The following is a 13,567-nucleotide window of genomic DNA, read 5'->3' as shown; positions in this document are numbered from 1 at the left end:
AGCCTGCTGGGACAGCTAGCTTGCATATCCATCCCGGGCAGTGCATCATCTTCACAAGCAAGGTCATGAGCAGTTATGCATGAATATGCAGGAGGATGGGGATGAGGGCGGCGATCGCCGGAGCCAGCGGCTATGCGGGTGGGGAGCTGCTGCGTCTCCTGCTCGGCCATCCCGAGCTTGAGATCGGCGCGCTCACCGCGGCCTCCAGTGCGGGCAGCCGCCTCGGCGCCCACCAGCCCCACCTGCCGCAGCTGGCGGATCGGGTCATCGATGACACCACGGCCGACGTGCTCGCCGGCCATGACGTCGTCTTCCTGGCGCTGCCGCACGGCCACTCGGCCGCCGTCGCCGCCCAGCTGGGCGCGGAGACGATCGTGGTGGACTGCGGCGCCGACCACCGGCTCACCGACCCGGCCGCCTGGCAGGAGTTCTACGGCGGCGACCACGCGGGCACCTGGCCCTACGGGCTGCCCGAGCTGCCCGGACAGCGCGACGTCCTGCGCGGGGCCACCCGGATCGCGGTCCCCGGCTGCTACCCGACCTCGGTCCTGCTGGCCCTGTTCCCGGCGTTCGCCGCCGGGCTGGCCGGGCCCGACGTGGTCGTGGTGGCCGCCACCGGCACCAGCGGCGCCGGCAAGGCGCTCAAGCCCAATCTGCTGGGCAGCGAGGTCATGGGCTCGGTCAGCGCGTACGGCGTGGGCGGCGTGCACCGGCACACCCCCGAGATGGAGCAGGGCCTGTCGGCCGTCGCCGGCACGCCGGTCCGCGTGTCCTTCACCCCGATGCTCGCCCCGATGAGCCGCGGCATCCTGGCCACCTGCGCCGCCCCCGCCGCGCCCGGCCTCACCAAGGAGTCGCTCAGGGCGGCGTACGAGGTGGCGCTGAAGGACGAGCCGTTCGTCCGGCTCCTGCCCGAAGGCGTCTGGCCGGCCACCGCCATGACCTACGGCGCCAACACCGCCGCCCTGCAGGTGACGCTCGACGAGCGCGCGGGCCGCGTGGTCGCCGTCATCGCGATCGACAACCTCACCAAGGGCACGGCCGGAGGCGCCATTCAGAGCGTCAACCTCGCCCTCGGCCTGCCGGAAGAGCTCGGCCTCCCGGTGACAGGAGTCGCACCGTGACATCCGCCCTCATGACATCCACCCCCGCCTGGACGGCCGAGCCGAGCTTCTCGGACGCCACGTTTACTCGCAGGCGCGCGACGACGCGGCTGACGAAGGAGGAAGTGTGAGCGTTACAGCGCCACTTGGTTTCAGAGCCGCGGGTGTCGCCGCCGGGATCAAATCCGGCGGCGCCCGCGACCTGGCCCTCGTCGTCAACGACGGGCCCAGCCGCGCCGCCGCCGGCGTCTTCACCGCCAACCGCGTGAAGGCCGCTCCCGTGCTGTGGTCGCAGCAGGTCCTGGCGGGTGGCCGGCTGCGCGCGGTGGTGCTCAACTCCGGCGGCGCCAACGCCTGCACCGGCCCGGAGGGCTTCCAGGACACGCACGCCACCGCCGAGAAGGTCGCCGACGTGATCGAGGACTCGGCTGGAGAGGTCGCGGTCTGCTCGACCGGCCTGATCGGCGAGCGCCTGCCGATGGACGCGCTGCTGTCCGGCGTCGAGACAGCCGCCACCCAACTGTCCCGGGACGGTGGCCTGGCCGCGGCCGACGCCATCCGCACCACCGACACGGTCTCCAAGATCTCGTTCAAGCGGGCCAACGGCTACATGGTCGGCGGGATGGCCAAGGGCGCGGGCATGCTCGCCCCGGCCCTGGCCACGATGCTCTGCGTGATCACTACGGACGCCGACGTGACCAGCGATGAGCTCGACACGGTGCTGCGCAGCGCGACCGCCAAGACGTTCGACCGGCTCGACACCGACGGCTGCATGTCCACCAACGACACCGTGCTCCTGCTGGCCAGCGCCGCCTCCGGGGTCAAGCCGGACCTGGCGGAGTTCGAGCAGAAGGTCACCGAGGTCTGCGCCGACCTGGCCAGGCAGCTCCTGGTGGACGCCGAGGGCGCCAGCAAGGCCATCGCCATCGAGGTCATCGGTGCCCACTCCGAGCAGGACGCGGTCAAGGTCGGCCGCTCGGTCGCCCGCTCCAACCTGCTCAAGTGCGCCATCCACGGTGAGGACCCCAACTGGGGCCGCGTCCTGGCCGCGGTCGGCACCACCGACGCCGTCTTCGAGCCGGATCGGCTCAACGTGGCGATCAACGGCATCTGGATCTGCCGCGGCGGCGCGGTCGGCGACGACCGCTCCAAGGTGGACATGCGCCCCAGAGACGTGACCATCACGATCGACCTGTCGGCCGGACCGCACACCGCGACCGTGCACACCACGGACCTGACGGCCGACTACGTCCACGAGAACTCGGCGTACAGCTCATGAGGCTCTCCACCGCCCAGACCAAGGCCGAGGCGCTGATCGAGGCACTGCCCTGGCTGACCCGCTTCCACGGCGCCACCGTCGTCATCAAGTACGGCGGCAACGCCATGACCGACGAGGCGCTCAAGGCGGGCTTCGCCGAGGACGTCGTGTTCCTGCACCACGCGGGCCTGCGTCCGGTGGTCGTGCACGGCGGCGGCCCGCAGATCAGCAACGCGCTGGACCGGCTCGGCATCGAGTCCACGTTCACCGCCGGACTGCGGGTCACCACCCCCGAGGCCATGCAGGTCGTCAGGATGGTCCTGACGGGCCAGGTCAACCCCGAAATCGTGGGCCTGGTCAACCGGCACGGCCCGTTCGCGGTCGGCATGTCCGGTGAGGACGCCCACCTGTTCACCGCCGTGCGCAAGCACGCGCTCGTGGACGGGGAGCCGGTGGACATCGGTCAGGTCGGCGAGATCATCAAGGTCGACCCCGGCGCCGTCAAGGCTTTGATCGACGACGGCCGCATCCCCGTCGTCTCCAGCGTCGCCAGGGGAGACGACGGCCAGATCTACAACGTCAACGCCGACACCGCCGCCGCCGCGCTGGCCGTGGCGCTCCAGGCGCAGAAGCTGATCGTGCTGACCGACGTCGAAGGCCTGTACGCCAATTGGCCCGACGACACCGACGTGATCGACAACCTCACCGCGGACGAGCTGGAAACGCTCATGCCCACGCTGTCCAGCGGCATGGTCCCCAAGATGGAGGCCTGCCTGACGGCGGTGCAGGGCGGCGTGCCGCAGGCCCACGTGCTCGACGGGCGCGTGCCCCACTCGCTGCTGCTAGAGATCTTCACCAACGAAGGAATCGGAACGATGGTGATGCCCTGATGAACCTTTTTGAGAGGTTCGAGAAGGCGTTCATGCCCAACTACGGCGTCCCGCCGATCGCGCTGGCGCGCGGCGAGGGCAGCCGCGTATGGGACGTGGACGGCAAGGAATACCTCGACTTCATCGGCGGCATCGCGACCAGCTCGCTCGGCCACGCGCACCCCGCCCTGGTCGAGGCCGTTTCCACGCAGGTCGCCACCATCGCGCACACCAGCAACCTGTTCCTGCACGAGCCCGAGGTGCTGCTCGCCGAGAAGCTCCTCACCCTGCTCAACGCCCCAGCCCGGATCTTCTTCGCCAACTCCGGCACCGAGGCGAACGAGGCGGCGTACAAGCTGGCGCTCAAGTACGGCCGCCGCGAGGGCCGCTCCTACTTCGTCGCCGCCGAGAACGGCTTCCACGGCCGCACGATCGGCGCGCTGTCGCTGACCGGCAAGCAGTCCATCCGCGACCAGTTCGGCCCGTTCCCGGTCGACGTCCGCTTCGTCCCGTACGGCGACGCCGACGCGCTCAAGGAAGCCGTGACCGGCGACTGCATCGCGGTCTTCCTCGAGCCCACCCAGGGCGAGGCCGGCGTGGTCCCGCCCCCGGCCGGCTACTTCGAGGCCGCCCGCGAGATCTGCGACTCGACCGGCGCGCTGCTGGTCGCCGACGAGATCCAGTCGGCGATCGGACGTACCGGGCACTGGTTCGCCCACCAGGCCGACGGCGTCACGCCCGACATCCTGACCCTGGCCAAGGGCCTGGGCGGCGGGATGCCGATCGGCGCCTGCATCGGATTCGGCGAGATCGGCAAGCTGTTCCAGAAGGGCGACCACGGCTCGACGTTCGGCGGCAACCCCGTCTCCTGCGCCGCCGCTCTCGCGGTGCTGGACACCGTGGACCTCGACCACGTGAAGTCCGTTTCCACACGCCTGCGCACCGGGCTGGAGGCTGTCAGCCATCCGCTGCTGAAGGGCGTCCGCGGCCGCGGCCTGTGGCTCGCCGCGGTGCTGAACGAGCCGCGCTCGGCCGACGTCCAGAGGGCCGCCGCGGACGCCGGCTTCCTGGTGAACGCGCTCCAGCCCGACGCGGTGCGCATCGCCCCGCCGCTGGTCGTGACGGCCGACGAGGTGGACGCCTTCGTGGCGGCGTTCCCCGCGATCCTGAGGGAGGCTCACTAGACATGGTCAGACACAGCGCGGACTCGGCGCGAATCAGACACTTCCTGAGGGACGATGACCTCTCGCCCGCGGAGCAGGCGGAGGTCCTGGACCTCGCCGCCGCGATGAAGAAGGACCGGTTCGGCTACCGGCCGTTCGAGGGGCCGCAGACGGTCGCGGTGTTGTTCGACAAGCCGTCGGCCCGCACCCGCGTCTCCTTCCACACCGGCATCGGCGAGCTGGGCGGCCTGCCGCTGGTCGTGGACAACGTCTCGATCCTCATGGGCCGCGGCGAGCCCACCGCCGACATCGCCAGGGTGCTCGACCGGCAGGTCTCCGCCATCGTCTGGCGGACCACCGGCCAGGAGCTCATCGACGAGATGGCCGCCCACTCCCGCGTGCCGGTCGTCAACGCGCTCACCGACGAGTTCCACCCCTGCCAGATCCTCGCCGACCTGCAGACCGTCCGGGAGCACCTGGGCAGCACCGCAGGCCTCACGCTGACCTTCCTCGGCGACGGCGCCAACAACATGGCCCACTCCTACCTGCTCGGCGGCGCCACGGCCGGGATGCACGTCCGCATCGCCGCCCCGCCCGGCTACCAGCCCGACCCGGTCATCCTCGACCAGGCCGCCGCCATCGCCGTCAAGACGGGCGGATCGGTGGTCGCGCTGTCGGACCCGGTCGCCGCGGCCCAGGGCGCCCACGTGATCGCCACCGACACGTGGGTGTCGATGGGCCAGGACGGCAAGGAGCAGCGGGTCCGCGACCTCATGCCGTACCAGGTCAATGCCGAGCTGCTGCAGCACGCCGCGCCGGACGCGATCGTGCTGCACTGCCTGCCTGCCTACCGCGACTACGAGATCACCGACGAGGTGCTCGAAGGTCCGCGCAGCGTCGTGTGGGACCAGGCCGAGAACCGGCTGCATGCCCAGAAGGCCCTGTTGCACTGGCTGGTGACCCACGTGAGCGAGCGAAGCGAGGGCACCAATAAGCACAGTGACGATATCGTCATGAGGCCGGAGGGCTCATGACGATTCCGATGACCAAGGCGGCCAGGCAGCAGAAGATCACCGACCTGCTGCGCCGGCAGGTCGTGCGCTCCCAGCCGGAGCTGGCGAAGCTGCTCGCCGACAGTGGTGTCGAGGTCACCCAGGCCACGCTCTCGCGCGACCTGGATGAGCTCGGGGCGCTCAAGCTGCGCGCCGAGGACGGCTCACTGGTGTACGCGCTGCCCGGCGAGGGCGGCGGCCGGATTCCGGTCGCCCGCGTGGGCACCGGCGAGTCCCCGTCGGCGAGGCTGCAGCGCGTCGCCGAGGAACTGCTGGTGAGCGCCGAGGCCTCGGCCAACCTGGTCGTCGTGAAGACCCCTCCGGGGGCGGCACAGTTCATGTCCTCCGCCATCGACCACGCCGACTGGGAGTCCATCCTCGGCACGGTGGCGGGCGACGACACCATCCTCGTCATCACCCGCGACCCAGCGGGCGGGCCGGCGGTCGCCGAGGCCCTGCTCAAAGTCGCCGACCGGCGCAATTGGGAGCACAAATGACCGAGCGAGTAGTCCTCGCCTACTCCGGCGGGCTCGACACCTCCGTCGCCATCCCCTACCTCGCCGAGAAGATGAACGCCGAAGTCGTCTGCGTCGCCGTGGACCTCGGCCAGGGCGGCGAGGACATGGAAGCGATCCAGAAGCGCGCCATCGACTGCGGCGCCGCCGAGTCGGTCGTGGTGGACGCCAAGGAGGAGTTCGCCGCCGACTTCTGCGTGCCCGCGCTGCAGGCCAACGCCCTCTACATGGACCGCTATCCGCTGGTGTCGTCGCTGTCGCGGCCGCTCATCGCCAAGCACCTGGTGACGGCGGCCCAGCAGTTCGGCGGCACCATCGTCTCCCATGGCTGCACCGGCAAGGGCAACGACCAGGTCCGCTTCGAGGCCGGCCTGGCCGCTCTGGCGCCCGATCTGAAGGTCGTCGCGCCCGCCCGCGACTTCGCCTGGACCCGCGACAAGGCCATCGAGTACGCCGAGGCCAAGGGCCTGCCCATCGAGACGTCGAAGAAGAACCCGTTCTCCATCGACCAGAACCTCTGGGGCCGCGCCGTCGAGACGGGCTTCCTGGAGGACATCTGGAACGGCCCGACGGAGGAGGTCTACTCCTACACCGCCGACCCTTCCCAGCCGCGTGAGCCCGACGAGGTCGTCCTCACCTTCGAGGCCGGCGTCCCGGTCAAGATCGACGGGCGGTCGCTGACGCCGTACGAGATCATCGACGAGCTCAACAAGCGCGCCGGCGCCCAGGGCGTCGGCCGGATCGACATGGTCGAGGACCGGCTCGTCGGCATCAAGTCCCGCGAGGTGTACGAGGCGCCGGGCGCCATCGCGCTCATCAACGCCCACATGGAGCTGGAGAACGTCACCGTCGAGCGTGACCTGGCCCGCTTCAAGCGCGGCGTGGACCAGCGGTGGAGCGAGCTCGTCTACGACGGTCTGTGGTTCTCGCCGCTCAAGGACGCCCTCGACGCGCTCATCCGGCAGGCGCAGAAGCACGTCTCCGGCGACGTCCGCATGACCCTGCACGCCGGCAAGGCCACCGTCACCGGCCGCCGCTCCGAGGAGTCCTTGTACGATTTCTCGCTGGCCACGTACGACACCGGCGACACCTTCGACCAGTCGCTCGCCAAGGGCTTCGTCCAGCTGTTCTCCCTCCCCGCGAAGATCGCCGCGGCGCGGGACGCGAGGAAGGGCTGATTGCACTAATGTCGCGGGGGACACAGGAGGAGAAGATAACGGTGAGTGATGGCAAGCCGATGCGGCTGTGGGGCGGGCGGTTCGAAGGCGGCCCGGCCGACGCGCTGACCCGGCTGTCGGTGAGCGTGCACTTCGACTGGCGGCTGGTGCCGTACGACCTGGCGGCGTCCAGGGCGCACGCACGCGTGCTGCACAGAGCGGGGCTGCTCAACGGCGAGGAGCTCGAGCGCATGATCGGCGCGCTCGACGACCTGGAGCAGGCCTGCAAGGCAGGCGAGTTCCGGCCGACGGTCGCCGACGAGGACGTGCACACCGCGCTGGAGCGCGGCCTGCTGGAGCGGCTCGGCTCGCTCGGCGGCAAACTCCGCGCCGGCCGTTCGCGTAACGACCAGATCGCCACCGACCTGCGCCTCTACCTCCGCGACCACGCCCGCACGATCGTCTCCCGGCTGGTCGAGCTGGAGACGGCGCTGATGACCCAGGCCGCCGCGCACGCGGAGACGGCCGCGCCCGGCATGACGCACCTGCAGCACGCGCAGCCGGTGTCCTTCGGCCACCAGCTGCTGGCGCACGTGCATGCCTTCACGCGCGACATCGACCGGCTCATCGACTGGGACAAACGCGCCGCGATCTCCCCGCTCGGGTCCGGCGCGCTGGCGGGCTCGTCGCTTCCGCTGGATCCGCAGGCCGTGGCGGAGGAGCTGGGCTTCTCGGCCGCCGCACCCAACTCCATGGACGCCGTCGCCGACCGGGACTTCGCGGCCGAGTTCCTGTTCGACGCCGCCCTGATCGGGGTCCACCTGTCGCGGCTGGGCGAGGAGATCGTCCTGTGGGCCTCGCAGGAGTTCCGCTGGATCGAGATGGACGACGCCTACTCCACCGGCTCGTCGATCATGCCTCAGAAGAAGAACCCCGACGTGGCCGAGCTGGCCCGCGGCAAGTCAGGCCGCCTGATCGGCAACCTGATGTCGCTGCTGACCACGCTCAAGGGCCTGCCCTTGACCTACAACCGTGACCTGCAGGAGGACAAGGAGCCGGTCTTCGACACGGTCGACACGCTCCTGCTCGTTCTGCCCGCGATGGCCGGGCTCGTCGCGACCATGCGGGTCAACACCGCCCGCATGGAGGCCTCCGCCCCCGACGGGTTCGCGCTCGCCACCGACCTGGCCGAGCTGCTGGTGCGCCGCGGCGTGGCGTTCCGCGAGGCACACGAGGCCGTCGGCCACCTGGTCGTGTGGTGCCAGGTGCACGACAAGGACCTCGGCGAGCTCACCGACGACGAGCTGGCCAAGGTGTCGCCGCACCTCACGCCCGACGTGCGCGACGTGCTCAACGTGCCCGGCGCGCTGGCCGCGCGCAAGGCGCACGGCGGCACGGCGCCCGACCGCGTACGCGACCAGCTCATCGCGCTCCGCGAAGCGGTCGACGCGCAGGCGGCATGGGCGGCGGGCAGCTGAGCTCCGCCCCGCTGCCGCGGAGCTTCTTCGACCGGCCGTCGCACGAGGTGGCGCCCGACCTGCTCGGGCGCGTGCTCGTGCACGGCGGCGTGGACGGCATCGTGGCCGTGCGCCTCACCGAGGTAGAGGCGTACGGCGGCCCGGGTGAGGACCCGGCGGCGCACACCTACCGCGGCAGGACGCCCCGCAACGCCGTCATGTTCGGCCCGCCGGGCCACCTGTACGTGTACTTCACGTACGGCATGCACTTCTGCGCGAACCTCGTGTGCCTGCCCGACGGCTTCGGCTCGGCCGTGCTGCTGCGGGCGGGCGAGGTCGTCGAGGGCCTGGCCGCGGCGCGGGCGCGGCGCTCCAGCTCCAACGGAAAGCCGATCGCCGACCGGGACCTCGCCCGCGGCCCCGCCAGGCTCGCGGTCGCGCTGGGTCTGACGCGCGAGCACAACGGGCTCGACGCCATCCTGGAGGGCTCGCCGCTCGGCCGGCCCCGGCAGTCGGCCACCATGCTCGAAGGCGTGCCCGCCGACCCTTCCTTGATCAGGTCAGGACCCCGCACCGGCATCTCGACGGCCAAAGAAGTGCCGTGGCGGTTCTGGATCGACGGCGACCCCACCGTGTCGCCGTACCGTGCTCACGTCCCGCGCCGCCGCAACACCGCGGCCACCTCCGTGGGGGAGGCGCCCAGGTCGTGAGGGCTGAAGATGTGCAGGTAGTCGCCCGTGTCGATCTCCAGCATCTCGCTCCTGATCCCCCACCGCCTGCGGACGTCCACCTTGATGTCCCAGATGGCCTCCCAGGGCACATGCCGTTTGCCGGCGAACCCGTGCACGACGGTGATCCCGCTCTCATCGGCCGCCAGCCGCACCGGGGCGAGCACGTCACGCAACCCCATGGCGCCCACCAGGACGGCGGCGGGAACGGCCAGGATCACGCCGCGGAGATCGCCCTCGGCCCACCAGTAGACGGCGAGCCCGGCACACACCAGAGCCCCTAAGATCTTCAAAACGGCCTGCTCGCGACGGACCCTCCACATGGACACCGAGCGTATCCAAGTGGCGCGCGACCGGGGCGATCGGGCACGCTGTATCCATCCCAATGTCTGACTACTGGAAAGCCGGCACAGTGACCGACATTCTCGATGACCTCGCGTGGCGAGGCCTTATCGCTCAGTCCACCGACCTCGACGCCCTGCGCGCGTCCATGGCCAAGGGACCGATCACGGTCTATGCCGGTTTCGACCCGACCGCCGCCTCCCTGCACGTCGGACACTTCGTGCCGCTGCTCACGCTGCGCCGCCTGCAACTGGCCGGGCACCGCCCGATCGGCCTGGTCGGCGGTGCGACCGGCCTGATCGGCGACCCGAGCGGACGCAACACCGAGCGCTCGCTCAACGCCGCAGAGGTCGTCGACGAGTGGGTGGAGCGCCTGCGCGGGCAGGTCGGCCGCTTCCTCGACTTCGACGCCCAGTCCAACGCCGCCCTCATGGTCAGCAACCTCGACTGGACCGGCCAGCTGAGCGCCATCGGCTTCCTGCGCGACATCGGCAAGCACTTCCCGGTCAACCGCATGCTGGCCAGGGAGTCGGTCTCCGCGCGCCTGCAGGGCGAAGGGCTGAGCTACACCGAGTTCAGCTACCAGATCCTGCAGGCCAACGACTACCTCGAGCTCTACCGCCGGCACAACTGCACACTGCAGATCGGCGGCAGCGACCAGTGGGGCAACATCACGGCGGGCGTCGACCTGGTCCGCCGCATCGAGGGCGCGCACGTCCACGCGCTGACCCTGCCGCTGATCACGAAGGCCGACGGCACCAAGTTCGGCAAGACCGCGGGCGGCGCGCTCTGGCTCGACCCGGAGATGACCTCGCCCTACGCCTTCTACCAGTACTTCCTCAACTCCGACGACCGCGACGTGATCCACTACCTCAAGGTGTTCACGTTCAAGAGCCGCGAGGAGATCGAGGCCCTGGAGAAGGCCGTGGCCGAGCGGCCCTTCGCGCGCGAGGCGCAGCGGACGCTGGCCGAGGACCTGACCGAGCTGCTGCACGGCAAGGAGGAGCTCGACGCGGTCGTGGCGGCCTCCAAGGCGCTCTTCGGCCAGGGTGGCGCGCTGGAAGACCTGCCCGCTTCGACGCTGGCGGCGGCGCTGGCCGAGGTGCCCAAGGCCGAGATTCCCGCGCTGGGGGTGCCGTTCGTGGACCTGCTGGCCGACAGCGGCCTGGTGGAGTCGAAGTCGGCGGCCCGGCGCGCGGTCAAGGAGGGCGGGGCCTACCTCAACAACGTCAAGATCACCGACGAGGCTTACGTGCCGACCGCCGACGACCTGCTGCACGAGCGGTTCATGGTGCTGCGGCGCGGCAAGAAGTCGATCGGCGGCGTCGAGGTCGGCTGACCGTCTGGTCCTCTTGTGCCGAGCGGGCCTTTCCCCATGGGGGAGAGGCCCGCTCCGGCGTCGTACGCGCCCTCGCGCCGATGTGCCGCGCCCCCACGAGCCGGCTGCAACGTCACCGACGGGTGAACAGCGCCACGGTGAGGCCGGGCAGATCTCCGGAATGCTTGGCCCCGCTCAGCTCGAATCCGGACTGGCGCACCTCTTCGACGCGGCGAATCCCGTCACCCTCGAGCCCCGACTTCTTGGTCCCGCGCCACACCACCCAGACCCGTTCGAGCCCGTCCAGCGCCGCGGAAACATCGGACCGCTCGGGATAGCCGAACCCGTCAGCCTGGGGCGCATCACTCGCCCGCAGCACATCCACCGGCATCGCGGAATCCGCGTAGTAGTCGAACCCCGTGCGCAACTGGCTCTGCCCGTACACGATCGCGTCCTCGGGCTCGGCCTTGATCACCCGCAGCGCCCACGGAATGTTCTCGAAGCGCCCGTTCTCCTCCCGGATCTCCAGATGATCAGGGATGGCCAGCACGCACCCGAGCAGCACGACCACCGTCGCCACCACCACAGGGAAGCGGGGGACGGCGGCCACCGCGAGCCCCGCCAGCAGTGCCAGCGCCGGAGCGGCCACGAAGAGATACCGGTCCACATAGACCGGCGTGAGCAGATGTGACACCGCGAGGAGCAGCAGCGGCGGCAGGATCAGCCATCCCGCCAGCGCGAGCGCCCACGCCCGGTCCCTTGGCGATCTCCCGCCTCCGTCCGCACGCCGGGCCGACCACAGCACCACCGCCCCGGCCAGCGCCATCGCGAACAACACCACACCGAGCGCCGTCGTCCCGGCCGCCATCTTCGGGAACTTCAGCCACACCTCCGGCCCTCGCTGCGGAATCCAGCTGATCGCGTGCCGCTCGCCGTACCCGATCAGCCCCAGCACGGCGGCGGGCACGCAGCCGGCGGCGAGCGCGGCGACCATCGGAGCAAGCACGGCCCGGCGGGCAAGCACCAGGTGGGCGGGCAACACCAGCACCGCGAACAAATGCGTCGAGCACACCAGCGCGACCGCCACCCCGTAAACCACCCACCGCCCGCCTCTGGGACGATCGAGCGCCCGGTGCAGGGCCCAGAACGAGAACACGACTGCCGCGGCCGCGAACGCATACGACCTGGCGAAAGCCCCGAAGTAGGACACTGAGGGCAGGATCGCGAAGAGGGCGGCGGCGATCACGCCGGCGCGGGCGGAATGCAGGCGACGGCCCAGGTCGGCCAGGAGCCACGCCGCCACACCGATCGCGATCGCCGACGGCAGCCGCAGCCACAGCTCCGCCGTGCCGGCCTTCACCCAGACGTGCATGAACACGTAGTAGGGCAGGAAGTGGCCGTCGATGTGCTGTGCCAGCTCCCACATGCCCGGCAGCGACCGGGTGGCGGAGCTGATGGTGGCCAGCTCGTCGCCGTTCAAGGTGGCGGAGCCCGTTCCCGAGAACGCCGCGCCGCCTGCGAGCAACGCCATCCACCACGGGGTCCACGTGCGGAGGCGCTGTGCGGGGCGGGCCGGGGGTGCAAGAGTGGCGGCTGTTGTCACCGGGGCAGGATACGCGGCATAGGGTCGGTGATATGCCGAATGTGATCGTTTTCGACCTCTACGGGGTGATCGCCCGAACACAGTCCCCTGCGGCGCGGCAGCGGATCGTGGACCTGGCGGGGGTGCCGGGGGAGCGTTTCTGGGAGGCGTACTGGGGCTGCCGGCCGGACTATGACGCGGGGCAGGACGGCACCGCGTACTGGGGTGCGGTGGCGGAGCGGCTCGGCACGCGCTTCGCGGACGTGCCGGCGCTCATCGATGCGGACCTGGACAGCTGGTGCCACGTGGACGGCGAGATGGTCCAGGTGGTGCACGAGCTCGCGGACCAAGGGCATCGCCTCGGGCTGCTGTCGAACATCATCGAGGAGCTGGTGCCGGTGTGGGAGACGCGGCACGGGGAGTGGCTGGGGCGGTTCGCGACGTTGACGTACTCGTGCCGGATCGGGGTGGCCAAGCCGCGGCGGCGGGCGTACGAGATCTGCGCCGAGCGCATGGGGGTGGCACCGGGGGACGTGCTGTTCATCGACGACAACGAGGTCAACGTCGTGGCCGCGCGGGAGGCTGGGATGTCGGCGGAGGTGTTCGAATCGCCGGATCAGGTACGCGCGCTCGCGCGGGCGGTCACGCTCGGGCGATGACCGGAACGCCGCGCATCCCGGCCTTCCTCCGTGTCCAGGCCCCTGCACCCGCGCCGCGGTGACGCGCGCCGGCCGGGCAGCGTGGGATCGGCCGGCTCAGCTCCGTGTCACTGACTGGTGGTATGCGTCGGCTTCATGACGATCACCACGCGCCGCTCGGCATCACCGACCGGGCGCTCGTACTGCAGGCCGTAGCGCGTCGCCAGCACGTCGAAGAAGTCACCCGACGAATCCGGCTCCACCCGCTCGACCACGCCACGGATCTCCAGATAACGGTACGGCTTCTCGGGGTCGTTGATCGAGACCGCCAGGTGCGGGTTCCCCACGACATTTCGGTGCTTGCGGCGGTCCGTCGTGGTGGTGA

Annotated in this window: 14 protein-coding genes (1 of these 14 only partly in view); 11 read left to right on the top strand and 3 right to left on the bottom strand. The window is 70.5% G+C overall.

The genetic code is table 11. The features are described from left to right. Positions 1 to 95: 95 nt before the first annotated feature. From argC to EDD27_RS24200, 9 genes are all read left to right on the top strand, one after another. Positions 96 to 1,124, top strand: a complete 1,029-nt coding sequence (argC, locus tag EDD27_RS24240; protein ID WP_127934414.1) for an N-acetyl-gamma-glutamyl-phosphate reductase — start codon at positions 96 to 98, stop codon at positions 1,122 to 1,124. 106 nt (positions 1,125 to 1,230) lie between these two features. After that, on the top strand, positions 1,231 to 2,382 hold the full coding sequence (gene argJ / locus EDD27_RS24235; protein ID WP_127934413.1) for a bifunctional glutamate N-acetyltransferase/amino-acid acetyltransferase ArgJ: 1,152 nt from the start codon (positions 1,231 to 1,233) through the stop codon (positions 2,380 to 2,382). Next, entirely contained in the window at positions 2,379 to 3,251 is an 873-nt protein-coding gene (gene argB / locus EDD27_RS24230; protein ID WP_127934412.1) for an acetylglutamate kinase, read from the top strand. The genes argJ and argB overlap by 4 nt, the downstream gene beginning before the upstream one ends. Beyond that, on the top strand, positions 3,251 to 4,414 hold the full coding sequence (locus tag EDD27_RS24225) for an acetylornithine transaminase (RefSeq protein WP_127934411.1): 1,164 nt from the start codon (positions 3,251 to 3,253) through the stop codon (positions 4,412 to 4,414). Before argB ends, EDD27_RS24225 begins: the two co-directional genes overlap by 1 nt. Before the next feature lie 2 nt (positions 4,415 to 4,416). Then, on the top strand, positions 4,417 to 5,427 hold the full coding sequence (argF, locus tag EDD27_RS24220) for an ornithine carbamoyltransferase (protein WP_127934410.1): 1,011 nt from the start codon (positions 4,417 to 4,419) through the stop codon (positions 5,425 to 5,427). After that, positions 5,424 to 5,942, top strand: coding sequence for an arginine repressor (locus tag EDD27_RS24215; RefSeq protein WP_127934409.1), 519 nt, complete (start codon positions 5,424 to 5,426; stop codon positions 5,940 to 5,942). Before argF ends, EDD27_RS24215 begins: the two co-directional genes overlap by 4 nt. Next, positions 5,939 to 7,138 (top strand): argininosuccinate synthase, encoded by a 1,200-nt coding sequence (locus EDD27_RS24210; protein WP_127934408.1) that lies wholly within the window; start codon positions 5,939 to 5,941, stop codon positions 7,136 to 7,138. The genes EDD27_RS24215 and EDD27_RS24210 overlap by 4 nt, the downstream gene beginning before the upstream one ends. 8 nt (positions 7,139 to 7,146) lie before the next feature. Next, the gene (argH, locus tag EDD27_RS24205; RefSeq protein ID WP_206641629.1) at positions 7,147 to 8,595 is read left to right on the top strand and encodes an argininosuccinate lyase; all 1,449 of its coding nucleotides are present in this window, start codon (positions 7,147 to 7,149) and stop codon (positions 8,593 to 8,595) included. Beyond that, positions 8,577 to 9,284: a DNA-3-methyladenine glycosylase gene (locus tag EDD27_RS24200; protein WP_127934407.1), complete on the top strand. Its 708-nt coding sequence runs from the start codon at positions 8,577 to 8,579 to the stop codon at positions 9,282 to 9,284. The genes argH and EDD27_RS24200 overlap by 19 nt, the downstream gene beginning before the upstream one ends. Here the strand turns inward: EDD27_RS24200 and EDD27_RS24195 are convergent. Next, on the bottom strand, positions 9,224 to 9,625 hold the full coding sequence (locus tag EDD27_RS24195; RefSeq protein WP_127934406.1) for a PH domain-containing protein: 402 nt from the start codon (positions 9,623 to 9,625) through the stop codon (positions 9,224 to 9,226). The genes EDD27_RS24200 and EDD27_RS24195 overlap by 61 nt on opposite strands. An 89-nt stretch (positions 9,626 to 9,714) precedes the next feature. On the opposite strand from EDD27_RS24195, the gene tyrS reads away from it, so the two are divergent. After that, entirely contained in the window at positions 9,715 to 10,983 is a 1,269-nt protein-coding gene (tyrS, locus tag EDD27_RS24190) for a tyrosine--tRNA ligase (RefSeq protein ID WP_127934405.1), read from the top strand. 112 nt (positions 10,984 to 11,095) lie between these two features. On the opposite strand, the gene EDD27_RS24185 is transcribed toward tyrS, so the two are convergent. Further along, positions 11,096 to 12,565: a glycosyltransferase family 39 protein gene (locus tag EDD27_RS24185; protein WP_241564223.1), complete on the bottom strand. Its 1,470-nt coding sequence runs from the start codon at positions 12,563 to 12,565 to the stop codon at positions 11,096 to 11,098. Between the two features lie 32 nt (positions 12,566 to 12,597). Between EDD27_RS24185 and EDD27_RS24180 the strand changes: the two genes are divergently transcribed. Then, positions 12,598 to 13,203, top strand: a complete 606-nt coding sequence (locus tag EDD27_RS24180) for an HAD family hydrolase (protein ID WP_241564222.1) — start codon at positions 12,598 to 12,600, stop codon at positions 13,201 to 13,203. Positions 13,204 to 13,310: 107 nt separating this feature from the next. Here the strand turns inward: EDD27_RS24180 and EDD27_RS24175 are convergent, their stop codons facing one another. Then, positions 13,311 to 13,567, bottom strand: the 3' portion of a protein-coding gene (locus EDD27_RS24175) for a PPOX class F420-dependent oxidoreductase (RefSeq protein WP_127934404.1). The gene runs 127 nt beyond the window's last position; 257 of the gene's 384 nt are visible here — the last part of the coding sequence; its start codon lies off the right edge, out of view; its stop codon occupies positions 13,311 to 13,313.

The sequence above is a fragment of the Nonomuraea polychroma genome, assembly GCF_004011505.1.
Taxonomy (GTDB): Bacteria; Actinomycetota; Actinomycetes; order Streptosporangiales; family Streptosporangiaceae; genus Nonomuraea; species Nonomuraea polychroma.
Note: the sequence above shows the minus strand (reverse complement) of the source record. Positions and strands in the feature narration are given on the sequence as shown.